This is a genomic window from Streptomyces sp. JK94 (genome assembly GCF_053613315.1).
This window is the reverse complement of sequence record NZ_JBSICH010000016.1, coordinates 94,912-119,182: the sequence shown is the minus strand read 5'-3', so window position 1 is coordinate 119,182 and position 24,271 is coordinate 94,912. Positions and strand designations below refer to the sequence as shown.

The window sequence follows — 24,271 nt, the reverse complement described above, 5'->3', positions numbered from 1 at the left end:
GCGCGGACCTCGTGGTGCGCCCGACCGATCAGTTGCGCGTAGGGTCGGACGGAACGCGGAACGGCCGAAGAAGGGGTCAAGCACCATGGCGCAGGAAGTACGCGGCGTGATCGCACCGGGCAAGGACGAGCCGGTGCGAATCGAGACGATCGTCGTACCCGATCCCGGCCCGGGCGAGGCCGTTGTCAGTATCCAGGCATGCGGGGTGTGCCACACCGACCTGCACTACAAGCAGGGCGGGATCAGTGACGACTTCCCCTTCCTCCTCGGCCACGAGGCGGCGGGCGTCGTGGAGTCGGTCGGCGCCGGTGTCACCGACGTGGCCCCCGGCGACTTCGTGATCCTCAACTGGCGTGCGGTGTGCGGAAGGTGCCGGGCGTGTCTGCGCGGGCGGCCGTGGTACTGCTTCGACACCCACAACGCCGAGCGGAAGATGACCCTCGCCTCGACCGGCCAGGAGCTGTCCCCGGCCCTCGGGATCGGTGCCTTCGCCGAGAAGACGCTGGTCGCCGCCGGACAGTGCACCAAGGTCGACCCGGCCGTCTCCCCGCAGGTGGCCGGCCTGCTCGGCTGCGGTGTGATGGCCGGCATCGGCGCCGCGATCAACACCGGGAACGTCGGCCGCGGTGACACGGTCGCCGTCATCGGGTGCGGCGGCGTCGGGGACGCGGCGATCGCCGGCTCCCAGCTGGCGGGGGCAGCGAAGGTCATCGCCGTGGACATCGACGACCGCAAGCTGGAGACCGCCCGGGGCATGGGCGCCACCCACACCGTCAACGCGCGCGAGACCGACCCGGTCGAGGCGATCCGCGAGCTGACCGGCGGCTTCGGTGCCGACGTCGTCATCGAGGCGGTCGGCCGCCCGGAGACGTACCGGCAGGCGTTCTACGCCCGCGACCTGGCCGGCACGGTCGTCCTCGTCGGCGTACCGACACCCGAGATGAAGCTGGAACTGCCCCTGCTGGACGTCTTCGGGCGCGGCGGGTCGCTGAAGTCGTCCTGGTACGGCGACTGCCTGCCCTCCCGCGACTTCCCGATGCTCGTCGACCTCCACCTCCAGGGCCGCCTGGACCTGGACGCGTTCGTCACGGAGACCATCCGGCTCGACGAGGTGGAGCAGGCCTTCGAGCGGATGCACGCCGGTGACGTGCTGCGTTCGGTGGTGGTGCTGTGATGGCCGCCCGCATCGAACGACTCGTCACCTCCGGGCAGTTCAGCCTCGACGGCGGCACCTGGGACGTCGACAACAACGTCTGGCTCGTCGGCGACGACCACGAGGTGGTCGTCATCGACGCCGCCCACGACGCCGACGCGATCGCCGAGGCCGTCGGGGACCGCCGGCTGACGGCCATCGTGTGCACCCACGCCCACAACGACCACGTCAACGCCGCACCCGCCCTGGCCGAGCGCACCGGCGCCACCATCTGGCTGCACCGCGACGACCTGCCGCTGTGGCAGCAGACCCACCCCGACCGGGACCCCGACGCCTGGCTCTCCGACGACCAGGTCATCGAGGCGGCCGGCGCCGACCTCACCGTCCTGCACACCCCCGGACACGCCCCCGGCGCGGTCTGCCTGTACGACCCGGGCCTGGGCGCCGTCTTCACCGGCGACACCCTCTTCCAGGGCGGCCCCGGCGCGACCGGCCGCTCCTACTCCCACTTCCCGACCATCATCGACTCGATCCGCGACCGGCTGCTGGTGCTCCCGCCCGAGACGAAGGTCCTCACCGGCCACGGCGACCCGACCACCATCGGCGCCGAGGCACCGCACCTGGAGGAGTGGATCCGACGCGGACACTGACGCCGGTCCGGCTCACCGGTCCGGCTCACCGGGTCGGCGGTCCCGGTGAGCCGGACCCGACACGCCGGAGACACGCGTAAAAGGTGACAGAGGACGTCCGGCTTTCCCGGCACTCTCGTCCACGAGGCCCGCTCGCACGGGCCCGTGGACGAGAAGAAACGGGAGGCCGGACATGGCACGCTCACTGGAGGGCAAGGTCGCGCTCGTCGCCGGGGCGACCCGGGGCGCCGGACGCGGTATCGCGGTGGAACTGGGCGCGGCCGGCGCCACCGTCTACGTCACCGGCCGCAGCACCCGGGCCCGGCGCTCGGAGTACGACCGGCCCGAGACCATCGAGGACACCGCCGACCTGGTCACCGAGGCCGGCGGCCACGGCATCGCCGTACCCGCCGACCACCTCGACCCGGCGCAGGTCGCCGTGCTCGTCGACCGCATCGCCCGCGCCCACAACCACCTCGACGTCCTGGTCAACGACATCTGGGGCGGCGAGCACCTCTTCGAGTGGGACACCCCCGTCTGGGAGCACGGCCTCGACAACGGACTCCGGCTGCTGCGCCTGGCCGTCGAGACCCACGCCGTCACCAGCCACCACGCGCTGCCCCTGCTGCTGCGCCGCCCCGGCGGGCTGGTGGTCGAGGTCACCGACGGCACCGACGACTACAACCGCGACCACTACCGCAACTCCTTCTTCTACGACCTCGCCAAGACGTCCGTGCTGCGTATGGCCTTCGCCCTCGGCCACGAACTCGGACCGCGCGGCGCCACGGCCGTCGCGCTGACGCCGGGCTGGCTGCGTTCGGAGATCATGCTCGACCACTTCGGCGTACGGGAGGAGAACTGGCGCGACGCCCTCGACCGCGTCCCGCACTTCGCCATCTCCGAGACGCCCCGCTACGTCGGCCGGGCCGTCACCGCCCTCGCCGCCGACCCGGACGTGGCGCGCTTCAACGGCCGGTCCCTCTCCAGCGGGGGTCTCGCCCGGGAGTACGGGTTCACCGACCTCGACGGCAGCCGCCCGGACGCCTGGCGCTACGTCGTCGAGGTGCAGGACGCCGACAAGCCGGCCGACGTCACCGGTTACCGCTGACGGGCGGGGTCCCGGGCGAGGGTGGCCTCCGCCTGTGCCGGAGCGGCCTCCCGGGGGGTCAGGGGGTGCGGGCGCGGGTCGTCGCCGAGGTGGGCGGCGACCCGGTACGTCAGCGTGACGGACGCCTTCGGCGTCCGCGCGTAGCCGGCGTGGACGGCGAGCCGCCGCTCCTCCCCGCGGGCCGCGGTCTCCCGGCGGAACCGGTCCCGGCCGCTGCCGACCACGGCGAGGTACGAACCGGGAGCACCGATGACGACGTCCATGAGCGCGGGAGGTCGACGCGCGGGACCGGACAGCGGCGCACGGTGTCCGCCCGGGTGATCGCCTCGGCGGTACCGTCGGGCGCATGACGGACACACGGCGTTTCACGGACCACGCGGCACTCGTCACGGGCGCGGCCCGGGGCATCGGCGCGGCCACCGCCCGCCGGCTCGCCACCGAGGGAGCACGGGTGCTGCTGACCGACGTGGACCTCCCCGCGGCGCGGCGGACGGCGCGAGAGCTGACGGAACAGGGGCTCAGCGCCGAGGCGTTCGTCTGCGACGTGCGCGACCGGACGTCCGTCGAGGCGGCCGTGGCCCACGCCGTGGACACCTTCGGCGCCCTGGACGTGCTGGTCAACAACGCCTACGCGTGCACGCCCGACGCCCCGCTCTTCGAGGACGAGCCGGACGAGGCCTGGGCCCGCGACCTCGACGTCACCCTCACCGGCGCCCACCGCTGCTGCCGGGCGGCCCTGCCCCACCTGGCGGCCTCCGGGCGCGGTGCGATCGTGAGCATCGGCTCGGTCAACGGCGTCCAGGACTTCGGCAACCACGCCTACAGCGCGGCCAAGGCCGGCCTCGCCTCCCTGACCCGCACCCTCGCCGGCCACGCCGCCCCGCGCGGCGTCCGCGTCAACCTCGTGACGCCGGGCACCGTACGCACCACGGCCTGGGAGGGCCGGGACGAGGAACTGGCGGCCGTGCGACCGCTGTACCCGCTGGGGCGGGTCGGCGAACCCGACGACATCGCCGCGGCCGTCGCCTTCCTCGCCTCGCGCGACGCGTCCTGGATCACCGGCACCACGCTGGTGGTCGACGGCGGTCTGACCGCCGTCAACACCGGGTTCCGGCAGGCGACCAGGGAAGGGGGCGGTACGGACTGACGGCGCGGGCCGGGGCGCGCCCGACCGCGTTTGTCACCGTTTCGTCGCGACACGGGCGCGGTGGGCAACCGTCACGGCCGGACGGCGGTCTAGCAGGCGGGAATCGCACCGCGGGCGGCCTTCCGCCCGTTCCGCCGCTTCGACGCGAAAGGCTGACCGCCATGGGGGACATACGCAGACGAGGAGCCGCCACACTCGGGCTCACCGCACTGGTGGCACCACTCACGCTCGTGCTCGGCGCCGCACCGGCCCAGGCGGCGAGCTGCACCACGCAGACGGGCCCGCACCAGAAGAAGGTGGAGAAGTTCCTCGGCCGCCCGGCCGACGGCAAGCAGTCCACCGCCGACTGCAAGGCGATCCGCGCCTTCCAGTCCAAGCACGGCATCACCCCGAACATCGGCTACGCGGGCCCCATCACCTGGGGCGTGATGAACCTCATGCAGAAGCAGAAGGCCGTCGGGAAGAACCCGAACAAGTCGGGCAAGTGCCCGGTGAACAAGGGCCGCATCGCCTGCGTGGACCTCACCCTCCAGCTGAGCTGGATACAGGACGGCAAGAAGCTCGTGTACGGGCCGGTGCCGGTCCGCACCGGGCGCAACGGCCACGAGACCCGCACGGGACTGAAGAAGGTCTACTGGCGCAACATCGACCACCACTCGACCCTCTACGACGTGCCGATGCCCTACAGCCAGTTCTTCGACGGCGGCCAGGCCTTCCACTCGGCCGGCGTCAGCATGTGGAACCCGCCGGGCTCGCACGGCTGCGTCAACATGACGGAGAGCGACGCCAAGAAGTACTGGTCGCTGCTGAAGAAGGGCGACGACGTCTTCGTGTACGGCCGCAAGCCGGGCACCTGAGCGGATCGGGGCGCCCGGCCCGCGCCTCCGCGTCGCGGCTGACGGGCGCCCCGGCATCCGCTGCCGGGGACAGGCCGCCACCGGCTGTGACCTGAACCACGGGGAGATCCTCGCGTCCGCTGCGGAGGAGCCCCGACCGCCCGAAGTGGTGCACGACACGGTTCGCGGCGACCGGCGTCCGGGCCGCGCCGGCCGGCCCGAGGGTCACGGCGTCCGGCCTCCGCGGCCGGGGCGCACGGTGTCGTGCCGAACCTCCGGCTCCGGCTGCCGGCGCCGGGGCCGGTACGGAGGTGAACGGGCGGGCCGTGTGCGGCAGGACACAGGCGCGGTGAACGAACTCGCCGACAGGTCTTGACAGATGAGGAGATGGACGTGACCAGTAACACGGTCTGTTATGTCCGTTTTTCTCGCGATTACTCACATCGCCTTCACGCCCGGCGCCGTATGCTTCACAGCATGTCCACCACTGTTGAACCCTCCTCCGAGCGATCGGCTGCCGAGGTCAACGAGGAGATCCGGGCCCTGTGGCTCCGGTCGGGCGGGATACTGAGCGTCGAGCAGCGTGCGGAGTACCAGCGGCTCGTCCTGGAGTGGGCCGCCGCGGCCCCGGACCCCGTGAAGGCCGCCTGACCGGCGCCTGAGACTCCTCGGCGCATCGGCCCACCGGCCCGGGGTTCCCCACAGGACGGGTGTCCTTCTCGCACTGGCCTCAGCCGTCTGCCACGGCGTCGTCGTCCCCCGCTTCTCGGCCCTCGATCGAGCCGGGCGGTGCTCCCACCGCCGGCGGCCTGCTCACCCGGCGCGTCCACGGCGCCGCCGTCTCCTTCCCCGGTGAGGCCGGCGGGCTCGGCCTCGCCGTGCGTGCCGCTCTCCTAGTTTCTCCTCGTGCCCTCCCCCAGTAGGTCCGCCCCGCGGACCTACTGGGGGAGGCGCCGCCCTGTCCGGCCTGGGCAGCGGCGCCGCCACGCACGTCCTCGACCGGTCCTGAGCCGCGGCGCCATGAGCGTCGTCGTACCGGTGAGCGCCGTCACAGGCGACGCGCTGTCCTTCTGTGCGGCGTACTCGTCCTCGGGAGCGCCCCGACGCCCTCGCCCGGGTGGGATCGCCGTCACCGTGCCCGCGCTCGGTGGCCCCGGGCGCGGCCGGAGGCGTGCGGCCCGCCCGCCGGGGATGTGGCCGCGCGGCCCGCCCCGGCCCCTCCCGCCGGTCACCCCCACGTCGCCGAGTAGTGCCGTCGGTAGGCCTTGCGGTCCTGGTCCGCACGGATCCACCGGGTGGCCACCAGGGCGACCACGCTGCCCGCGACGACGAGCATGCCGGGGCCGACGTTGCGGCGGTCGGTGAGGCGGGAAAGCAGGGGAGACCCGTCGACGCCCGTGACGGACGCCGTGCCCCCGGGCGCCGCGGCGGCGCCGCCCCCGGTGGCCGCCGGTGACGAGGGCGCGGATCCCGCCGCCCCCTCCCGCGTCGAGACGAGCAGCCGGACGCCGAGGGACGCCATGGCTTCCGGCAGCGGCTGGAAGAACGTCGTGCCCCCGTCGTCGCAGTCGCCGCTGCCGCCCGACGTCACACCCAGCGCGATGCCCTCGGAGAACATCGGCCCCCCGCTGTCCCCGGGTTCGGCGCACACGTCGGTCTCGATGAGGCCGGACACCGTGCCCTCCGGGTAGTTGACCGTCGCGTCGAGCGCGGTCACCCGGCCGTCGCGCAGACCGCTGGTGCTGCCACTGCGGAACACGCGCTGTCCGACGGCCGGTTCGCCCAGACCCGTGATCCGCACCCCCTTCCCCTCACCGACCGCCACCACGTCGGCGCCGTCGCCCGCCCTGCCGTTCGCGTACTCCACCAGGGAGAAGTCGTCACCGGGGAAGCTCCCCGCGACCGTCCTGCCGACCTGCCGGCCGCCCCCCTCGTCACCGAACCAGACGGACCCCGTCGGTCCGCAGTGACCGGCGGTCAGGATGAACTCGCTCCGTCCGTCGGTCACGTTGAAGCCCGCCGAGCAGCGTCCCGCCGTGGAAAGGATCGGCTCGGCGCCGTTCAGGCGCGTGGTGAACTCACCCGGGGTGCGCTCCATGCGGACGAAGCCCCCGATGTCCTCCGCCACGCCCGTCAGGCGCGACCAGTCGTCCCCGGAGACCGTGCTGTCACCCCGTACCACCACCTCGTTGGCGCGGTAGTCGAACGCCCAGGCCGTCCCGGGCACCCGGGGCACCGAACGCAGCGTGGCGGCCGCGGACTCCAGCTCGGACATGCTGTGCCGCACGACCTTCGCCTCGGCGCCGGCCCGTCGCACCTCCCCGGCCGTGCTCCCGTCGGTGACCGCGACCACCGGCCGCCCGTCGGCGTCGAGCCAGTGCCCCGCCGTCCGGGAGGCGCCCAGCCGTGACACGAGCTCGGCGCCGGTGCCGGGCACCGTCCGCGCCAACGTGTGCGGCGCGGCGGACGGGCCGGGCGGTTCGCTCGCCACGGCCCGGGTGACCATCGTCCCCCCGAGCAGGAGTCCCCCGACGGCCGCCAGCTTCGCCGTTCGCCGGACGATGCGTCGTCGTGCGTGCCTCATGCCTGCGCTCCCGAACCCGACCGCGCGGCGTCGCCGCCGCGGGGGCCTCCGGACGTCGGGCGCCCTCCTCCCATACGGGGACGGGCGCGCCGGTGTTCACCGGACCGGAGGTCCCGTACGGCCCGGGGCGGACGCGGCGGCCCCCACGGCACCGGCCCCGGCGACGGAGGCCGCCGTGCGCCGGCATGCCGTTCCCCGGCCGCCCCGGGGGCCCTGTCTTGTGCCCCATGACCAGCACCCCGCAGCCCCGGCACGGCGGACCGAACCCCCTGCGCGCACTCACCCTCGACCAGCTGCGCCGCCGTACGAGCATGAAGTGGCGCACCCACCCCGCGGACGTGCCGCCGTTGTGGGTGGCCGAGATGGACGTGCTGCTCGCCGAACCCGCCGTACGCGCCGTCACCGACGCCCTGCGGCTCGGTGACACCGGTTGCCCCGCCGGCACCGCCTACGCCGAGGCCCTGGCCGCCTTCGCCGCCGAGCGGCGGGGGCTGGAACGACCTCGCCGTGGAGCGCACCGCCCTCGTGCCGCACGTGATGCTGGGCGTCGTCGAGATGCTCGCGCTGGTCACCGGGGCCGGCGACCCGGTGGTCGTGACCCCCCCCGGTGTACCCGCCGTTCCACCAGTTCGTGGGGCACAGGAGCCGGCGGGTCGTCGAAGCGCCGCTCGGCGCGGACCTGTGGATCGACCCCGTGGCGCTGGAGGAGGCGTTCCGGCGGGCCGCCGGCGACGGCGGGCGCGCCGCCTACCTGCTGTCCAGCCCGCACAACCCGACCGGCACGGTGCACACCGCCGAAGAGCCGGCCGCCGTGGCCGCCCTCGCGGAGCGGTACGGCGTGCGGGTCGTCGCCGACGAGATCCACGCGCCGGTCGTCACCGGAAACGTGCGGTTCGTGCCGTACCCGAGCGTGCCCGGTGCCGAGCGCGGCCTCGCGCTGATGTCGGCGTCCAAGGGGTGGAACCTGGCCGGACTCAAGGCGTCGCTGGCCCTCGCCGGGCCCGGGGCCGCAGCCGACCTGGCCCGGATGCCCGAGGAGGTCGGCCACGGGGCGAGCCACGTCGGCGTCCTCGCCCACACGGCCGCCCTGCGCGCCGGCACCGCCTGGCTGAACGCGGTGCCGACCGGCCTCGACGAGAACCGGCGGCTGCTCTCCGGCCTGCCGGCCGCGCACCTGCCCGGGGCCGTGCACCGCCCCGGGGAGGCGACCTGCCTCGCCTGGCTCGACTGCCGCGCGCTCGGCCTCGGCGACGACCCGGCGGACGTCTTCCTCCGTCGCGGCCGGGTGGACCTCGGCTCCGGCATCCCCTTCGGCACTGGCGGGGCGGGACACGTGCGCCTCGACCTGGCGGCTTCGCCGGAGGTGGTCACGGAGGCGGTACGGAGGATGACGGCCGCCCTCGGCTGAGACGACCGGAGGCGAGGCGGACCCGTCGCGTACCGGGATCCGCCTAGACTGCCGGATCATGGACGACGCCCCACTGGACCGGCTCGGCGCCGGCACATACCTGTTGGTCACCACCTACCGGAAGAACGGCACCCCGGTCGCCACCCCGGTGTGGGTCGTCCGGGACGGGGACGCGCTCGGCGTCTGGACGGCGGCCGACTCCTGGAAGGTCAAGCGCGTCCGCAAGCGCTCCGGCGTCCTGGTCGGCCCCTGCGACGTGCGCGGCAGGGCGACCGGCGACCAGATCCCGGCGACGGCGGAGATCTGCGACCCGGCCACCACCGCCCGCTACCGCCGGCTCATCGCCCGCAAGTACGGCGTCCTCGGCCGGCTCACCCTGCTCGGCAGCCGGCTGCGCCGGGGCGTGGACGGCACGGTGGGGATCAGGATCACCCCGACGCCCTGACCGGCGCTCAGGTCCAGGCGCGGTACGGCTCGTCGACCAGCTGGAAGACCGGTTCGCCCCGCACCGGGTCCTTGGCCGTGGACAGTCGCACCCGGTCGCCGCTGTGGATGCCGATGAGCGGGCCCATCACCCGGCCGCGCAGCACGAAACCCTCGGCCATCTCGATCAGGGAGACGTTGCGCGCGGCGGGGGTGTTGCGGTGCACCACCGTGGCGTGGCGCACCGTCCCCGCGCCCGCGCTGCGCTCCGTCCGCAGGTCGCTGCCGCGGCAGACCGGGCACAGCACCCGGTGGTACATGGTCGTGCCGCACCAGGTGCAGCGCTGGAAGACGATGGCCTCGGTGTCCGGGGCTGCCGGGTCGAGCACGCCCGTCGCGGAGCCCGCTGCCTGCTGAGCGACGGTTCCTGAGTGGTGGTACACGCTGGTCAACTCCCTGCACTCGGGCCGGAATCACGCGTGCGCGAGGGGCGGGGCACGCGAGTGCGCGGTCGCCGTGCCACCGTGCACGCCGACAGGGTATGGCACTGAGTGTCAGTCGTAAAGGCACTCCGTACCCTCGATTTCGGGGCCGTCGGCTTCCCGTCAGCCGCGGGTGAGGGCGGTCTCGACCTCCCGCACGACCTGCCACAGGGGCGTCCCGCGCCGCGAGACGACGACCACCACGTCGTCGTCCGCCCCCTCGGCCGGGGCAAGGACGGGCGCGTCGCCGAACGTGGACTGGGCGAACCGCAGCGCGTGGTCCACCGCGGCGACCGCGTCGTCCCGTCCCTCCGAACGCAGCCAGGAACGCAGGGCGTTGTTGTGCGCCGCGACCACCGCGGCCGCTATCACGTCGGCCCGCAGGATGCCGTCCGGCAGTCCTCCCAGGCGCCCGCGCAGGAAGTCGGCGAGGGCGCGCTCGTAGCGCCACACCACCGAGAGCTCGTACGCGCGGAGCCCGGACACCTTTTTGGTGAGGTGGTACCGCTGCACCGAGAAGGCCGGGTTCTCGGCGTACATGCGCACCACGAGCCGGGCCGCGTCGCAGACCCGTCGCACCGGGTCGGCGTCCTGCGGGGAGGCGGCCAGGAAGGCCGTCATGTCGGCCAGGCACCGCTCGTGGTCGGGGAAGACCACGTCCTCCTTGGAGGGGAAGTAGCGGAAGAACGACCGCCGTCCGACGCCGGCGAGCGCGACGATGTCGTCGACGGTCGTCTGTTCGTAGCCCCGCTCCAGGAACAGCCGGAAGGCCGCCGCGACCAGTGCGTCCCGCATCGGCGGCCGGGTGTCCGCCGCGTCCGCACGGTCCCCGCGGCGGGGCGCCGCGCTGCTGGAACTCATGGAGGGGAACGTAGCAGCTCACCGGGGTCGATGGCACTCAGTGCAGCCCCCGGAGGGAACTGAGTGCACCCGCCGTTCCACCGCACCGGTCGCATACGATCGCCTCCGGTCAGCCCCGAGGAGTTCCCCATGCCGTCCGCCCGCCCCCGCCTCCTGTACGTCACCGACCTGTCCTACGAGGCTCGCGGGCGGCGGTACTGCGACGAGGACATCCTCCTGACCGCCCGACTGCGCGAGGACTTCGACCTGGCCCTGTGCCACCCCGGGCAGGCCGCGGCGCTGCTGGACGGCTTCGACGCCGTCGTCGTCCGCAACAGCGGCCCCGTGCTGGGCCACCGGGACGCCTACGACGCCTTCCGCGAGCGCGCGGCCGAGCGGGGGACCCGCGTCTACAACCAGCTCACCGGCCGGGCGGACATGGCCGGCAAGCAGTACCTGATCGACCTCACCGAAGCGGGTTACCCGGTCATCCCCACCGTCGGCGGTGCCGCGGACCTGCACCGGCTGCCCCCGGCGGACGAGTACGTCGTCAAGCCCAGGCTCGGCGCGGACTCGACGGGCCTGCGGACCGTGGCCGCCGAGCGCGTCCACGAGGCGGTGCGCGCCGGCGCCGGGGACCTCCTCGTCCAGCCGCGCGTCCACTTCGCCCACGAGATCTCCTTCTACTTCGTCGACCACGACTTCCAGTACGCCCTCTACGCGCCGCGTCCCGACCGGCGCTGGGAGCTGGTGCCGTACGACGCCACCCCGTCGGACCTGGCGTTCGCGCGGCGGTTCATCGAGTGGAACGGCATCGAGCACGGCATCCAGCGTGTCGACGCCTGCCGGGCTCCCGGCGGGGAGCTGCTCCTGGTCGAGTTGGAGGACCTGAACCCCTACCTGTCCCTGGACGCCCTGGACGAGGCGGGCCGGAGCGCGTTCGTCACCGCCCTGCGGGCCGCCCTGTGGCGGCTGCTGGCCGCCCGTCCCGCCCGGACCGACAGCCCCTAGCATGGCCGCCATGGACGCCTTCCTCACCCGGCTCGATCCGGACATGTGCGTGGTGACGGCCGCAGCGGGCGGGGAGCGGGCGGGCTGTCTGGTCGGCTTCTCCTCGCAGTGCTCCCTCGATCCCGTGCGCTTCGTCGTGTGGATCTCCGAGGTGAACCGGACCTTCCGGGTGGCCCGGTCCGCCGAGGTCCTGGCCGTCCACCTGCTCGCCCGCGACCAGCGCGCGACGGCCGAACTCTTCGGCGGGCGGACCGGCGACCGGGTGGACAAGTTCCAGCGGGCCCGCTGGCGTCCGGGACACGGCGGGGCCGTGGTGCTGGAGGACGCCGAGGCGTGGTTCGTGGGCCGCGTCGTGGAGCGGCTGCCCGGAGGGGACCACGTCGGGTTCGTCCTCGAACCGGTCGAGTGGGGCGGACGGGAGGCGTCCGGCGCACCGCTGCTCCGGCTCGCCGACGCCCACACCATCCGGCCGGGCCATCCGGCCGGCTGACGCCCGCTCGCGGCGCGGGCCGCGCGGCGCGAACGCACCGGTCGGGTGCCTGCCGGTGCCGCGGGAGCCGTCGGGTCAGCGCCCGGCGGCTCCCCGCCCGACCAGGGCCTCGGTGACCGCCCGCACGCTGCGCGCGATGTGCTGCAACTGCAGGACCTCCGCCGCGTACAGCTTGATGGTGTGCTCGATGACCGACTCGGGCAGACCCAGCCGGGGCAGGTCCGCCCGGGCGGTCTGCAGCGCGGTGCGGGCCACCCGGACCTCGTGCTGCACCTGGATCTGCGCATGGCGGGCGAGCAGCACGGGGTGGCGCATCAGCGCCGGGTACCCGGCGTACCGGGCCGGCACCAGTTCACGCAGCCACTTGGCCGCCGAGCGCTCCCAGTCGTAACTGCCGGGGGCCTTGACCTGGCAGGGCCAGTCGGGGCTGATGCGCGTGGTCGTGAGGGGCATGATCATCGCTTCCGTGTGCGGCGTCGTCGGGTGGGGCGACGGGTGGGGCGGTCCCGGTCCAGGGGACGACCGGGACCGCCGCGGGCGCTCGCGCAGGCGATGCCCGTCGGAACACCCCGGGCGCGCCGGAGCGGGCAGGAATCGGCGGCCAGGGATGTTCGCGCAGGTATGGACGCGCTCCGGGACGACCGGGTCGCGATCCGTGAGCAGTATTTATATATGCCATCCGCTTTGCAAGACGTATGAAAACATTCATGCCTGCTCTGTTGCGAGAGGTTCCGTTTGCACCACCCCACGGCGTGCCCGCTCCCGAGCCGAGGGGGCGGCTCAGTCCCGCAGGAAGAACTGGTGCTGGTCGGCGACCTGCTCGTACTCCTCCAGGCGGGCCTGCGTCCGCTCGGGATCGGCGTCGGTCATGGCCTGGAGCAGGGCCGCGCACATCACGCCCGGCGCCGCGTAGGAGTCGAAGACCAGACGCGACCCCGTGCCGGTGGCGAAGGTGACGTCGGCCTCGTCGACCAGGGGGCCGAGCGCCAGGTCGGTGATCAGCGCCACCTTCAGTCCGGCACCGCGTGCCACCCGGACGGCGCCCAGGGTCTCGTGGGCGTGCCGGGGCATGGAGAAGGCCAGCACCCAGGTGCCCCCCGCCTCCCGGGACTGGAGCAGGGCGTCGTAGGCGACGCTGCCGCCCAGGGTCACCAGACGCACGTCGGGGTGGATGCGGCGGGCGGCGTAGGCGAAGTACTCGGCGAGCGAGACGGAGATGCGCAGCCCGAGGACGGTCAGCGGCGCCGAGGCGGCCAGCTTGCGGCCGACGTCGATCACCCGGTCGGCGTCGGCGAAGTCGCGCCGCAGGTTCTCCAGGTTCTCGATCTCGGCGTCGACGGCCGCCTGGAGTTCGTTGCCCCGGTTCTCCTCGGCCGTGACTCCGCCGCGGGAGCCCAGCGCGATCGACTGGAGCCGCTCCCGCAGCGCCGGGTAGCCGCTGAAGCCGACCGCCGAGGCGAACCGCGTCACCGACGGCTGGCTCACGCCCACCCGGTCCGCGAGGTCGGTGATCGACAGGAACGCCGCCTCGGGGAGGTGCTCGATGAGGTACTGCGCGATACGCCGCTGTCCCGGGGAGAGGCGGGGCCGGTCGAACAGCGTCCTGAGCCGGGACGTGGCGGAGACCTCCGATTCCGGCGCCGCCCGTCCCGAAGTGATCGCCGATGCCTGCGCGCGTGTCTGCTGCGGCGATGGCACGGGTGCGCCTCCTTTGTCTCCCACGGAGGTCAACATAGCCCACCCTCCGGGTCCGTCAGAGCGGCGTCACAGGCCATTCCGGAGCCCGTGCGCACCGGAATCCGGCCCGCACGGAACCGGCGTCCGCGCCCGCGGGGATAGCGCCGCGCCGACCGGGAACCCGCGTTCCGGAACGCATTCGCAGCACGCACGAGGAGTGGCAGTCATGACCGTCCCGGAAGAGAACCGGCCGAAGACCGACACCACCGACGACGTTCTCGGCCGGCACGAGGACGACGCCCCCCGTCAGCCGGGGGGCACCGGCCGGACCCTGCGCGAAGCCCTGGAGGAGGCGCACGTCCGCCCCGACGACTACGACGAGAAGTGAGCACCCGGTAGCGGCTCCGCCCCGCGCCGCCCTCGGGCGATCGCCCCCGAGCCCCCTCGGCGGGCGACACCGCGCGGGCGCCGTCAGCGGCTGCTTTCCGGCCGTGCGCATCACCACGTCGGACGACGTCCCCGACGGCCGCTGCGACGAGGCGAGCAGCGTGGCCGGCGGCGGCAGGCGGTTCCTCCCGACGGCGTGCGCCCCGGCCTGGAACCGGTCGAGGAGCGTGCCTCCGCAGCGGGGACTCGGTGAACGCCCTCTCCGGCGGCCGGCACCAGCGGGTACTGATCACCCGCGCGCTCGCCGCCGGACCCGAGTTGCTGATCATGGACGAGCCGATGGCAGGCGTCGGCCTGGCCAGCCGGGACCTGACCCGCGCGCTAGCGGACCCGCCGAGCCGCGCCGGGCGGCAACGCCCCCGCCGGCACCACGAGGTCGGCGCGGCCCCGGGTCGCGGCGACCAGGCCGGCGTTGCGCTGGTCGGTGCCGAGCGCCCAGGCGACCGCGTCCTCGTGGGACTTGCCGTACCGCTCGTGCCGCGCCACCAGCCGGCGGACCCGCTCCGGCTCCGGCAGCTCGCAGAACCACACCTCGTCGAGCCGGGAGCGCACCCGCGCCCAGGCGCCGGTCTCCAGCAGCAGGTAGTTGCCCTCCGTCACCACCAGCCGCGCCGACGCCGGCACCGGTACCGCCCCGGCGACCGGCTGCTCCAGCACCCGTTCGAAGCCGGGCGCGTAGACGGGGTCGTCGTCCTCGTCCTCCTCGCGCAGGCGGCGCAGGAGCGCGGCGTAACCGGCGGCGTCGAAGGTGTCGGGCGCTCCCTTGCGGTCCCGGCGGCCGAGCCGGTCCAGTTCGGCGTCGGCCAGGTGGAAGCCGTCCATGGGCACATGCGCCGCCCAGGGCTCGCCGCTCCCGTTCAGCTCCCGCACCAGACTCACGGCCAGTGTCGACTTCCCCGCGCCGGGACCGCCGGCGATGCCGAGGATCGCGCGCCGCCCGCCCTTCGGAAGGGCGCGGGCACGGGTGACGAGGTCGCGGAAGGTCAGTGGCACGCCGACCAGTGTGTCACCCGGTCGGACCCGCCCCGGCGGGGAACTGTGTGGGGTATGACGACGAAGCTCGGTCTTCCCGACGACATCCAGGCCTGCCTCTTCGACCTCGACGGGGTCGTCACCAGGACGGCGGTGGTGCACGCCGCCGCCTGGAAGGAGACGTTCGACGCCCTCCTGCGCGAGCGGGACGGCGCGGACTTCCGCCCCTTCACCGACTCGGACTACGGCGAGTACGTCGACGGCCGCCCCCGCGCGGACGGCGTGCGCACCTTCCTCGCCTCCCGCGGCGTCGAGCTGCCCGAGGGCGGCCCCGACGACCCGCCGGACGCGCGGACGGTGAACGGGATCGGCAACCGCAAGAACGAGCTGGTCCTGGCGAAGATCCGCACCGACGGGGTCGAGGCGTACGAGGGAACGCTGCGCTACGTCGAGGCGGTCCGTGCCGCGGGCCTCGCCACCGCGATCGTCTCCTCCAGCGCCAACACCCGGGACGTGCTGCGCTCCATCGACGCCGAGCGCCTGTTCGACGTACGGATCGACGGCGTGGTGGCCCGGGAGCGCGACCTGCCGGGCAAGCCGCACCCCGGCACCTTCCTGGCCGCCGCCCGCGACCTCGGGGTCGCACCCGCCCGTGCCGCCGTCTTCGAGGACGCGCTCGCCGGCATGGACGCGGGACGCTCCGGTCACTTCGGCTACGTCGTCGGCGTCGACCGCGTGGGCCAGACCGACGCCCTCTACGCCCACGGCGCCGACCGCGTCGTCCAGGACCTCGCCGAACTGGAGGGCCGGGCGTGATCACCAACCGGACGTACACCGTCGAGCCCTGGTCCGTGCGCGAGACGGCCCTCAACCTCGACCTGCTCGCCCAGAGCGAGTCCGTCTTCGCCCTGTCCAACGGGCACATCGGCTGGCGCGGCAACCTCGACGAGGGCGAACCGCACGGCCTGCCCGGCAGCTACCTCAACGGCGTCCACGAACTGCACCCGCTGCCGTACGCCGAAGCGGGCTACGGATACCCCGAGTCCGGCCAGACCGTCATCAACGTCACCAACGGCAAGCTGCTGCGGCTGCTGGTCGACGACGAACCCTTCGACCTGCGCTACGGGCGGCTCGTCGAGCACGAACGCCACCTCGACCTGCGACGCGGTGTGCTGGAGCGGACCTGCGAGTGGACCTCCCCGGCCGGTACGACCGTCCGGGTGCACTCCACCCGGCTCGTCTCCCTCACCCAGCGGGCCATCGCCGCCGTGTCGTACGAGGTCGAGGCCGTCGACAGCCGGACCCGGGTCGTCATCCAGTCGGAACTGGTCGCCAACGAGAGCCTCCCCGACCCCGACGGCGACCCCCGGACGGCCAAGGCGCTCCAGTCCCCGCTGGAGCCGGAGGAGGACATGGCCGTCGGCTCCCGGCTGCGGCTGGTCCACCGCACGCGGCGCAGTGGATTGAGGGTCGCCGTGGCCGCCGACCACGTGGTCGACGGCCCGGGGGAGATCACCACCAGCAGCGAGAGCAACACCGACGTGGCCCGTCTGACCCTCACCTCCGTGCTGGAGCCGGGACAGCGGCTGAGGGTGTGCAAGACGGTCGCCCACGGCTGGTCGGGAGCCCGTTCCCGGCCCGCGATGAGCGACCAGGTCGAGGCCGCGCTGGCCGCCGCCGCTCACGGCGGCTGGGACGGCCTGGTGGCCGAGCAGCGCGCCTACCTCGACGACTTCTGGGCCCGGGCGGACGTCGAGGTGCACGGCGACGAGGAGATCCAGCAGGCGGTGCGCTTCGCCCTGTTCCACGTGCTGCAGGCCGGTGCCCGCGCCGAGCAGCGGGCTATTCCGGCCAAGGGACTCACCGGCTCCGGGTACGACGGCCACGCGTTCTGGGACACGGAGATGTTCGTCCTGCCCGTGCTCACCTACACCGAGCCCAGGGCCGTCGCCGAGGCGCTGCGCTGGCGGCAGGACACCCTGCCCGCCGCCCGGGACCGTGCCACCCAGCTCGGCCTGCGCGGCGCCGCCTTCCCGTGGCGGACCATCGACGGCTCCGAGGGCTCCGCCTACTGGCCGGCCGGCACGGCCGCCTTCCACGTGGCCGCCGACATCGCGCACGCCGCGGTCCGGTACACGGCGGCGACCGGCGACACCGACTTCGAACGCGACACCGCCCTCGAACTCCTGGTGGAGACGGCCCGGCTGTGGCGCTCCCTCGGCCACCACGACCACCACGGCGTCTTCCACATCGACGGCGTCACCGGCCCGGACGAGTACAGCGCCATCGCCGACGACAACACGTACACCAACCTCATGGCCCGCTCGAACCTCCTGGCCGCGGCCGACGCCTGCGAACGCCACCCCGTCGAGGCGTCCCGGCTCGGCGTCGACGACGAGGAGAGCGCCGCCTGGCGGGACGCGGCCGAGTCGGTGCACATCCCCTACAACGAGGAACTCGGCGTCCACGAGCAGCACTCGGGCTTCACCCGCCACCAGCGCTGGGACTTCGCCCGCACCGGCGCCGACCAGTACCCGCTGATGCTGCACTTCCCCTACTTCGACCTCTACCGCAAGCAGGTGATCAAGCAGTCCGACCTCGTGCTGGCGATGTACACCTGCGGCAGCTGGTTCGACGCCCACTGCGACGAGGACCAGATCGCCCGCAACTTCGCCTACTACGAGCCGCTGACCGTGCGGGACTCCTCCCTGTCCGCGTGCTGCCAGGCCGTCGTCGCCGCCCAGACGGGACATCTGCGCCTGGCCTACGACTACGCCGCCGAGGCCGCCCTGATGGATCTGGCGGACCTGGAGCACAACACCCGCGACGGACTGCACATCGCCTCACTGGCCGGTACGTGGATGGCGCTGGTCGCCGGGTTCGGCGGCACCCGCCGGGAGCGCGACAGCCTGCGGTTCACGCCGCGCCTGCCCGAGAAGTTCAGCCGTCTCGCGTTCCGGCTCCAGTTCCGGGGACGGTGCCTGCGGGTGGAGATCGGCCCGGACAGGGCGACGTACACGCTGCTGAAGGGCGAACCCCTGACGATCCATCACCACGGGACCGCCCTGGCCGTGAACGGGGACGGCCCCGTCACCCGCGCCATCCCCGCGCCCAAGCAGCGCCCCACGCCCGAGCAGCCCCCGCACCGCCGTCCCAACGCCCGCTGACCGGCCGGACGGGGGCGGGATGGTGCGACTGGCCGAGTTCCGCCCTGCGCCTCGGTGGCGCGCGGGTTAGTTTGACCGTGTTTTCCGGGTTTCCGGACTCCCGCCACCGGCGGCAGGAGGTGAGGACCGAGCGGCTCCGCGACGCGCGGGGGTGAGGGGTGCACGATGGCCGACGGCGCGCACACCCTGCCGGCCGGCGGACGCCGGGACGAGGCGGTCCCGGCGCCCGGCGCCTCGCGGCGCCCCGGCGGTGACGCCCTGCTCGCGGCGGTGGCCGCCGTCTTCACCGCGACCCAGCTGATCCTCGTCCACCCAGGGATGGGGCTCGGCTGGGACGAGACGGTGTACGTCAGCCAGGTCACCTCCCACCACCCCGCCGCCTTCTTCAGCGCACCGCGCTCCCGGGGCGTCTCCCTGCTGGTGGCGCCCGTCGCGTCCTGGTCGTCGTCCACCGAACTGCTGCGCGGCTACCTCGCGGTGCTGTCCGGTCTCGGCCTGTATCTCGCCCTGCGGGCCTGGAAGGGCCTCTTCCCGGCCCGGGTCCTGGCCACGGCCGGCGCGTTCTTCGCGACCCTGTGGGTGACCCTCTTCTACGGGCCGCAGGCCATGCCCAACTACTGGGTCGCCGTCGGTGCCCTGATCTGCGTCGGCTGCTTCCTGCGGGCCCGGCGGCTGCCCGGGCGGGCCGCGCCGTGGGGTGTGGTGGCCGGTGCGGCGCTGATGGCGTGGATGCGGCCCACCGACGCCGTGTGGGTGACCCTGCCGCTGCTGGTGCTCGTCCTCGCACGCCGCCACTGGCCGCTGCTGCTCGCGCTCGTGGGGGGCCTCGCGGCCGGGGGAGTGGAGTGGGTGATCGAGGCGTACGGCTGGTACGGCGGCCTCGGGGAGCGGCTGTCCCGGGCCTCCGAGATCCAGGGCGGCCTCGGCTGGAACCTCGCCGTCGACGACCAGATGCGCAGCCTGGGCGGGCGGGGCCTGTGCCGCCCGTGCACCGGGCCGATGCCCCACCCGGTGGTGACCGCGTGGTGGATCGCCCTGCCGGTCCTCGCCGTCCTCGGAGCGGTCGTCGCGGTGCGGGCCCGGCGCGCCGCCCGCACGCTGGTCCCGCTCGCGTGCGCCGCGACGGCCGCGCTGCCGTACCTGTTCATGATCGGCTACGCGGCGCCCCGCTTCCTGCAGCCCGCCTACGCCCTGCTGGCCGCTCCCCTCGCCGACGCGCTGTGGCACCTGGTCCGTACGGAAGGCGGCCGGTGGCGGCCGGTGGCGGCGGCCCTGGTCGCGCTCGCGCTCGCCGGGCACCTGGCGGTGCAGTTCGCCGTCCTCGCGGGCACCGTGGACCGCAACGTCGAAAGCCGCCGCGACTGGTCCCGGGTCGCCGACGAACTGCACCGGCGCGGTGTCCGCCCGCCCTGTCTGGTCACCGGGCACGAATCCATCCCGATCGGCTACTACGCCGGCTGCTCCTCCGGCGCGACCAGCGGCAACAACGAGAACACCACCGCCGCCGAGATCCTGGACACCGCCCGCCGTATCCCGGTGGCCGCCGTCACGGGCCCGGGCGGCACCGTGCCCGGGTACGCCCGCGGCTGGACCCCGCACCGCGTCACCGACCTGACCGTCCGGGTGGCGCCCCGGGGCTGAAGATCCCGGGGCCGGACCGGGTTAAAGATCGCGTATCGGGAAACGCGAACCGGACACCGAGACCACCGACGACGCAGCTTGAGAGGGAGGCAGCGATGGGCACGGACCCGATGGCCGACGACGCCTACCAGCCCACCGGAACCAACGAGGAGCAGGAGGACGCCGCGCCCCTCGACCTCCAGGACGCCGTCGGCGAGCGGACCTACGACGACATGCTCGACGAGGGCTACTCCCCGCCGGAGAAGCCCCTCGGAGTGACCAAGCACGGCACCACGGCCGCCGAGCAGCACGACGGCGAGAGCCTCGACGAACGGCTGTCCCAGGAGGTGCCGGACGTGTCGGCACCCGCCGGGGACGGCGTGGGCGACAAGCCCGACGGCGAGGGCGAACCGGTCGACCCCGAGGCGGGGACCGAGCGCTCCGGCCGGCTGGTCGCCCCCGACGAGGGCGCCCGCGCCGACACGACCAAGGAGACCGTCGCCCAGGACGTCGGCATCGACGGCGGAGCCGCGGGTGCCGAGGAGGCCGCCATGCACGTCGTGGAGGACGAGACGGTGCTGCCGGACCGGGAGGACGACCAGGCGAGTCCCGGCCGGACCCGCTGACCCGCCCGGCGGGGCGCACCCGCCACCCGGCCCGGGCCGGTGCCGTGGGCACCGGCCCGGGCCTCGTGCCGCCGGGGGCGCCGGGTCAGGGCAGCAGCTTGTCGAGGGCGGCGGGACCCTCCTCGTCCAGCTTGCGCCGGGCCCATTCGAGGTTCTTCGCCGTGACGTCCCGCCCGGCCGCGAGGACCAGGTCCTCCGGCGAGACGTCGGTGCCGTTGCGGGTGTGGAGCAGGTCGTCCGGGGTGGTGCGGTCGTCGCCCGTGGGGGCTTGGGGCGGCCGCGAGGCGTCGGGCTGTGACGTCGACATGATCAGTGCTCCTCGGATCCGGGTCGCTGCTTCGGTGCCGTGCTGTTGTCGGTCCCGAATGTCCCGATAACACCATTCAACGCGGAAGCGGCCCGCGCATCCGGAGGACCGCCGGGTCCGTCCCGCCGCGCGGGGCACCATGACGGGTGAGCGGGCCTGCCGGGCGTCTTCCGTCCGGCAGAAGGACCAGGTCGTGGCATGCCCGCACACCCGCGGAGGGGGAGCGGGGAGGCGGGCCCCGGGCGGACGGGGCGAGGGCGTGCCCAAGCACGGGGCGGTCGGTCGTGCAGCGGTGGCGCCCGGCACGGCGGCACGGAACGGGCCGGCGGCTGCGGCGGCGCGGGCGGCGCGATCCCCGGCGGCCTCAGTGAGCCGTCGGGGGCGAAGGACTGAGGACGAGCATCGTGACGTCGTCCTCCACGTCCGGGCAGAAGCGCACGAGGTCGGCCCAGACCCGCTCGGGAAGCCCCGCGGACTCCCCGCCCTCCCCGTCCTGCTCATCCGCCCCGTCCTCCCCGTCCTGCTCATCCGCCCCGTCCTCCCCGGCGGCGAGCGCGGCCAGCCGGCCGGCCAGCGGATAGAACGCGCCGCTGCCGTCCCTGGCCTCGACCACTCCGTCGGAGGCGAGGAAGAGCCGGTCACCGGGGCGCAGGGCCACCGTGCGCGTCTCGATCGCGCCGGCGTCCGCGAGGCCGAGCCCGAGAGGCGTCCACGGCGAGACCTCCAGCTCGGTGGCCCCGCCGTCCCGCAGCAGGAGGGGAGGCGGGTTGCCGCAGACGACGACACGCACCTCCAGGGCGTCAGCGGAGAACTCCAGCAGCGCGGCCGTCGCGAACAGCTCGGTGTGCCGCGCGTCCGCCGCGTCCACCACCAGCCGCCGGTCGAGCCGCCCCGCCACCGACGCGAGGTCCGGCTGGTCGAGCACCGCCTCCCGGAACGCCCCCAGCAGCGAGGCGACCGTCGACACCGCGGACAGCCCGTGCCCCTGCACGTCGCCCGTGACGACCCGTACGCCGAAGGGACCGTTCCGCACGTCGAAGAAGTCGCCCCCGACGAGTGTCCCGCGCTGCGCCGCCCGGTACAGCCCCGTCAGGCGCACCGCCCCGACCCGCTCGGGCAGCGGAGGCACGACGGCGCGCTGAGCGGCCTCGGCGACCGTGCGCTCCAGATCCAGCTGGGCGTCACGGCGACTGCGGACGAAGGACACGAACACGCTGAGGGCGGCGACGAAGGCGACGGTCAGCAGATCGGTCTCGCCGGGGCTGTCGAGCTGGAAGGCCGGGACCTTCAGCAGCACGACCCCGACGCCGCCCAGCAGGGCGGTCGCGAGGGGACTGTACGACAGCACGGCCAGCGGCGGGACGGCACCCAGCAGGAAGCCGACGTCGAGCGGATCGTGGCTGACGAGCGTCGCCGCACAGATCACCACGAGCAGGACCGGCGGCAGCATCCGCACCCAACGGGGCGGCGGAGCCCCGCTCAGCCAGCTCCGCCGGTCCTCGCCCCGGCGCGGAGGCAGGACCGACACCTTTCGCACACCACCACGCTCCTACGCCGCCCCGGCTCCCGCACGCCGAACCGGGGCGGTTCGCGGGGTGTCCTAGAACGCGGTGAGCGTCAGGCGGATGCCGGTGGGCGCGGTGTCCTGGATGTAGGAGGCGAAGTCGGCCACGTCGTCGAAGGCGAATCCGTACGCCCGGCCGTCCTCGGTCGCCGCGTGCACCGCCTTCGCGTAGTGGTTGGTCAGGACGGTCCCGTAGAACGTCGCCGGGTCGGTCGTCGGCTGGTCGGGCGAGGAGATCAGCGTGGAGCGGTTGAACCCGGCGCCCAGCACCGCGGCGACCGGACCGGTCGTCCCGTCGTTGGGCGCGGCGAGGGCGCCGTCGCAGAACAGCACGTCCCGGGTGGAGGGCTTGGCGAAGGACACCTGGGCGGGCCCGTCGAAGGTCAGCCGGTCCCCGCGCACCCGGCCGGTGAAGACGCCGGCGTTGGTGGTGATCCTGAGATCCCTGCCGGTGTAGGTGCTCCACACCTCGTCGATGTAGGGGGCGAGGTAGTTCCCGGGGAACAGTCCGGCGTCCAGGCCGTGACCGGGCGCGATCACCCGCAGGTCGTCCACGGCCAGCGGCGCGAACTCCTCCACCCGGCGCACGGCCTCGAAGACGGCCGCCCGCCCGCCCGGGCGCACGGTGCCGGTCGTCTGGTCCTTGGCGCCGGTCAGCCGGATGGCGAGCGGCACGCTGAACATGTCGACCATGGTGGTGTTGCAGAACATCCCGGCGGAGTTGTGGGTGAACTCGGCGCAGTCGTGCAGCACTCCGTAGTTGGGGTCCGACTTCACCCAGCCCGCCGGGTACTGCAGTGCCGGGTTCCCGGCGCCGTCGGCGACCACCTTGAACTTCAGCTTCGCGCCCAGGGACACGTAGATCCGGCCGGAGAGGTACGGCAGTGACAGCGTTGTCGCCCCGCTGCCGGAGAGGCTGATCGCGTAGTCGGTGAAGCCGTCGGCACCGTTGTCCGACAGCGCCACCGGCACGACGGTCCCGTCGGCCGTGAGGCGCACCTGACGGCCGTCCTGGTTGCCGACGACGTAGACGTGCACGTCGGCGTTGCCGAAGGAACCGGTGCTGTTGACGATCGTCAGCGGCAGGGCACCCGCCGCTTCGGCCCGGGGAGCCTCGGAGTCTTCCGACCCGACGCCCGCGAGGGCGTGCGGGGCGACGGCGGCGGCGACCGGCGCGGCCACGACCGCTCCACCGAGGGCGACGAGCAGCTTGCGGCGGCCGAGCGGGCGCTGGTGACGAGAAGTCATGTGGGGGGTCTCCAGAGTGTTTCGGGGCATGGCAGGTGAGGGCGGGGAGTAGGAGAGCGCTCTCACGTCCGGCCGATGCTACGCAGAACGCATGGCTCGTCCAACCGGCTCCACACGGCCCCAAAGCCCATGATGCGCCCCCGACTTGGGATGATCCGGCACCGCACGGAACACGCTTAACCGGCGTTTAAGGCCCCCTTAATCCCTGCCGGAAATCAGCGGGCATCCATGTCCCCGCGCACAACCCCTCCGGACCCTGCGTGGGCTTCGTCGGCGTCCTGCCCGAACACCCCGGCCACGGGTACGCCTTCGACCGGCTCGCCGAGTGCACCCACGTCCTGGCCGGCCAGGACGCCGAGTTCATCTCCGCCGCGACCGACCGGGGGAACACGCCCACGGCTGTCGTCTTCGCCCGGGCCGGTCAACCGGTGGTGCGGGAACGGATCACCTTCCGTCCCCGGCGACCGGCCGGTGGCGCGTACCGCGCCGGGCCGGGACCTCCGGTGCCGGTGCCGGCGCCGGTGCCGGATGG

The 24,271-nt window shown here is 73.9% G+C and carries 23 protein-coding genes and 4 pseudogenes; 17 read left to right on the top strand and 10 right to left on the bottom strand.

Annotation, left to right across the window (positions count from 1 at the left end; genetic code table 11):
• Positions 1 to 85 precede the first annotated feature (85 nt).
• The 3 genes from ACVV2G_RS16375 (at position 86) to ACVV2G_RS16365 (ending at position 2,890) form a co-directional block, all read left to right on the top strand.
• Positions 86 to 1,174 (top strand): S-(hydroxymethyl)mycothiol dehydrogenase, encoded by a 1,089-nt coding sequence (locus tag ACVV2G_RS16375; protein ID WP_453843416.1) that lies wholly within the window; start codon positions 86 to 88, stop codon positions 1,172 to 1,174.
• Entirely contained in the window at positions 1,174 to 1,803 is a 630-nt protein-coding gene (locus tag ACVV2G_RS16370) for an MBL fold metallo-hydrolase (protein WP_453843415.1), read from the top strand. Before ACVV2G_RS16375 ends, ACVV2G_RS16370 begins: the two co-directional genes overlap by 1 nt.
• A 172-nt stretch (positions 1,804 to 1,975) precedes the next feature.
• Positions 1,976 to 2,890 (top strand): SDR family oxidoreductase, encoded by a 915-nt coding sequence (locus ACVV2G_RS16365; protein ID WP_453843414.1) that lies wholly within the window; start codon positions 1,976 to 1,978, stop codon positions 2,888 to 2,890.
• Between the two features lie 2 nt (positions 2,891 to 2,892).
• On the opposite strand, the pseudogene ACVV2G_RS16360 reads toward ACVV2G_RS16365, so the two are convergent.
• Positions 2,893 to 3,153, bottom strand: a pseudogene (locus ACVV2G_RS16360) (hypothetical protein); the annotation flags it as partial.
• An 83-nt stretch (positions 3,154 to 3,236) separates the two neighbouring features.
• On the opposite strand from ACVV2G_RS16360, the gene ACVV2G_RS16355 reads away from it, so the two are divergent.
• The 3 genes from ACVV2G_RS16355 to ACVV2G_RS16345 all read left to right on the top strand — a co-directional run bounded on the left by ACVV2G_RS16355 (position 3,237) and on the right by ACVV2G_RS16345 (position 5,524).
• Positions 3,237 to 4,037: an SDR family NAD(P)-dependent oxidoreductase gene (locus tag ACVV2G_RS16355; protein ID WP_453843413.1), complete on the top strand. Its 801-nt coding sequence runs from the start codon at positions 3,237 to 3,239 to the stop codon at positions 4,035 to 4,037.
• Positions 4,038 to 4,198: 161 nt separating this feature from the next.
• Positions 4,199 to 4,894: a L,D-transpeptidase family protein gene (locus ACVV2G_RS16350; RefSeq protein WP_453843412.1), complete on the top strand. Its 696-nt coding sequence runs from the start codon at positions 4,199 to 4,201 to the stop codon at positions 4,892 to 4,894.
• 444 nt (positions 4,895 to 5,338) lie between these two features.
• On the top strand, positions 5,339 to 5,524 hold the full coding sequence (locus ACVV2G_RS16345) for a hypothetical protein (RefSeq protein ID WP_453843411.1): 186 nt from the start codon (positions 5,339 to 5,341) through the stop codon (positions 5,522 to 5,524).
• A gap of 577 nt (positions 5,525 to 6,101) precedes the next feature.
• Here the strand turns inward: ACVV2G_RS16345 and ACVV2G_RS16340 are convergent.
• Positions 6,102 to 7,457, bottom strand: a complete 1,356-nt coding sequence (locus ACVV2G_RS16340; RefSeq protein WP_453843410.1) for a S1 family peptidase — start codon at positions 7,455 to 7,457, stop codon at positions 6,102 to 6,104.
• Positions 7,458 to 7,684: 227 nt separating this feature from the next.
• On the opposite strand from ACVV2G_RS16340, the pseudogene ACVV2G_RS16335 reads away from it, so the two are divergent.
• Both ACVV2G_RS16335 and ACVV2G_RS16330 read left to right on the top strand, forming a co-directional pair.
• A pseudogene (locus ACVV2G_RS16335) lies at positions 7,685 to 8,865 on the top strand (aminotransferase class I/II-fold pyridoxal phosphate-dependent enzyme).
• Positions 8,866 to 8,923: 58 nt separating this feature from the next.
• Positions 8,924 to 9,310, top strand: coding sequence for a PPOX class F420-dependent oxidoreductase (locus ACVV2G_RS16330; RefSeq protein ID WP_453843409.1), 387 nt, complete (start codon positions 8,924 to 8,926; stop codon positions 9,308 to 9,310).
• Positions 9,311 to 9,317: 7 nt separating this feature from the next.
• Here the strand turns inward: ACVV2G_RS16330 and ACVV2G_RS16325 are convergent, their stop codons facing one another.
• Together ACVV2G_RS16325 and ACVV2G_RS16320 are read right to left on the bottom strand one after the other, a co-directional pair.
• Positions 9,318 to 9,731, bottom strand: a complete 414-nt coding sequence (locus ACVV2G_RS16325) for a Zn-ribbon domain-containing OB-fold protein (RefSeq protein WP_453843408.1) — start codon at positions 9,729 to 9,731, stop codon at positions 9,318 to 9,320.
• 162 nt (positions 9,732 to 9,893) lie between these two features.
• Positions 9,894 to 10,631 (bottom strand): TetR family transcriptional regulator, encoded by a 738-nt coding sequence (locus ACVV2G_RS16320; protein ID WP_453843407.1) that lies wholly within the window; start codon positions 10,629 to 10,631, stop codon positions 9,894 to 9,896.
• Positions 10,632 to 10,760: 129 nt separating this feature from the next.
• Here ACVV2G_RS16320 and ACVV2G_RS16315 point away from each other — a divergent pair, with 129 nt between their 5' ends.
• Together ACVV2G_RS16315 and ACVV2G_RS16310 are read left to right on the top strand one after the other, a co-directional pair.
• The gene (locus ACVV2G_RS16315) at positions 10,761 to 11,621 is read left to right on the top strand and encodes an ATP-grasp domain-containing protein (protein ID WP_453843406.1); all 861 of its coding nucleotides are present in this window, start codon (positions 10,761 to 10,763) and stop codon (positions 11,619 to 11,621) included.
• Position 11,622: 1 nt separating this feature from the next.
• Positions 11,623 to 12,111, top strand: coding sequence for a flavin reductase family protein (locus tag ACVV2G_RS16310; RefSeq protein ID WP_453843405.1), 489 nt, complete (start codon positions 11,623 to 11,625; stop codon positions 12,109 to 12,111).
• Positions 12,112 to 12,186: 75 nt separating this feature from the next.
• Here ACVV2G_RS16310 and ACVV2G_RS16305 read toward each other — a convergent pair whose 3' ends face one another.
• Positions 12,187 to 12,570, bottom strand: coding sequence for a hypothetical protein (locus ACVV2G_RS16305; RefSeq protein WP_453843404.1), 384 nt, complete (start codon positions 12,568 to 12,570; stop codon positions 12,187 to 12,189).
• 321 nt (positions 12,571 to 12,891) lie between these two features.
• A complete protein-coding gene (locus ACVV2G_RS16300; RefSeq protein ID WP_453843403.1) occupies positions 12,892 to 13,809 on the bottom strand; it encodes a MurR/RpiR family transcriptional regulator in 918 nt (305 codons plus the stop codon).
• Between the two features lie 205 nt (positions 13,810 to 14,014).
• Between ACVV2G_RS16300 and ACVV2G_RS16295 the strand changes: the two genes are divergently transcribed.
• Both ACVV2G_RS16295 and ACVV2G_RS16290 read left to right on the top strand, forming a co-directional pair.
• Positions 14,015 to 14,176: a hypothetical protein gene (locus tag ACVV2G_RS16295; RefSeq protein WP_453843402.1), complete on the top strand. Its 162-nt coding sequence runs from the start codon at positions 14,015 to 14,017 to the stop codon at positions 14,174 to 14,176.
• A 248-nt stretch (positions 14,177 to 14,424) separates the two neighbouring features.
• A pseudogene (locus ACVV2G_RS16290) lies at positions 14,425 to 14,508 on the top strand (ABC transporter); the annotation flags it as partial.
• Between the two features lie 48 nt (positions 14,509 to 14,556).
• On the opposite strand, the gene ACVV2G_RS16285 reads toward ACVV2G_RS16290, so the two are convergent.
• Complete coding sequence (locus tag ACVV2G_RS16285) at positions 14,557 to 15,228, bottom strand: nucleoside/nucleotide kinase family protein (protein ID WP_453843523.1); 672 nt, start codon at positions 15,226 to 15,228, stop codon at positions 14,557 to 14,559.
• A 54-nt stretch (positions 15,229 to 15,282) separates the two neighbouring features.
• Between ACVV2G_RS16285 and ACVV2G_RS16280 the strand changes: the two genes are divergently transcribed.
• From ACVV2G_RS16280 to ACVV2G_RS16265, 4 genes are all read left to right on the top strand, one after another.
• The gene (locus ACVV2G_RS16280; RefSeq protein WP_453843522.1) at positions 15,283 to 16,023 is read left to right on the top strand and encodes a beta-phosphoglucomutase family hydrolase; all 741 of its coding nucleotides are present in this window, start codon (positions 15,283 to 15,285) and stop codon (positions 16,021 to 16,023) included.
• On the top strand, positions 16,020 to 18,374 hold the full coding sequence (locus ACVV2G_RS16275; protein WP_453843401.1) for a glycoside hydrolase family 65 protein: 2,355 nt from the start codon (positions 16,020 to 16,022) through the stop codon (positions 18,372 to 18,374). The genes ACVV2G_RS16280 and ACVV2G_RS16275 overlap by 4 nt, the downstream gene beginning before the upstream one ends.
• A 165-nt stretch (positions 18,375 to 18,539) precedes the next feature.
• Positions 18,540 to 20,015 (top strand): hypothetical protein, encoded by a 1,476-nt coding sequence (locus tag ACVV2G_RS16270; protein WP_453843400.1) that lies wholly within the window; start codon positions 18,540 to 18,542, stop codon positions 20,013 to 20,015.
• 95 nt (positions 20,016 to 20,110) lie between these two features.
• Positions 20,111 to 20,620 carry a DUF5709 domain-containing protein gene (locus ACVV2G_RS16265; RefSeq protein ID WP_453843399.1) on the top strand — a complete coding sequence of 170 codons (510 nt, stop codon included), beginning with the start codon at positions 20,111 to 20,113 and terminating at the stop codon, positions 20,618 to 20,620.
• 85 nt (positions 20,621 to 20,705) lie between these two features.
• On the opposite strand, the gene ACVV2G_RS16260 is transcribed toward ACVV2G_RS16265, so the two are convergent.
• The 3 genes from ACVV2G_RS16260 to ACVV2G_RS16250 form a co-directional block, all read right to left on the bottom strand.
• The gene (locus ACVV2G_RS16260; RefSeq protein ID WP_453843398.1) at positions 20,706 to 20,927 is read right to left on the bottom strand and encodes a hypothetical protein; all 222 of its coding nucleotides are present in this window, start codon (positions 20,925 to 20,927) and stop codon (positions 20,706 to 20,708) included.
• Between the two features lie 364 nt (positions 20,928 to 21,291).
• The gene (locus ACVV2G_RS16255; RefSeq protein ID WP_453843397.1) at positions 21,292 to 22,464 is read right to left on the bottom strand and encodes a PP2C family protein-serine/threonine phosphatase; all 1,173 of its coding nucleotides are present in this window, start codon (positions 22,462 to 22,464) and stop codon (positions 21,292 to 21,294) included.
• A gap of 63 nt (positions 22,465 to 22,527) precedes the next feature.
• Positions 22,528 to 23,739, bottom strand: a complete 1,212-nt coding sequence (locus ACVV2G_RS16250; RefSeq protein WP_453843396.1) for a glycoside hydrolase family 64 protein — start codon at positions 23,737 to 23,739, stop codon at positions 22,528 to 22,530.
• A 218-nt stretch (positions 23,740 to 23,957) separates the two neighbouring features.
• Between ACVV2G_RS16250 and ACVV2G_RS16245 the strand changes: the two are divergent.
• Positions 23,958 to 24,197, top strand: a pseudogene (locus ACVV2G_RS16245) (GNAT family N-acetyltransferase); the annotation flags it as partial.
• Positions 24,198 to 24,271: the final 74 nt, after the last annotated feature.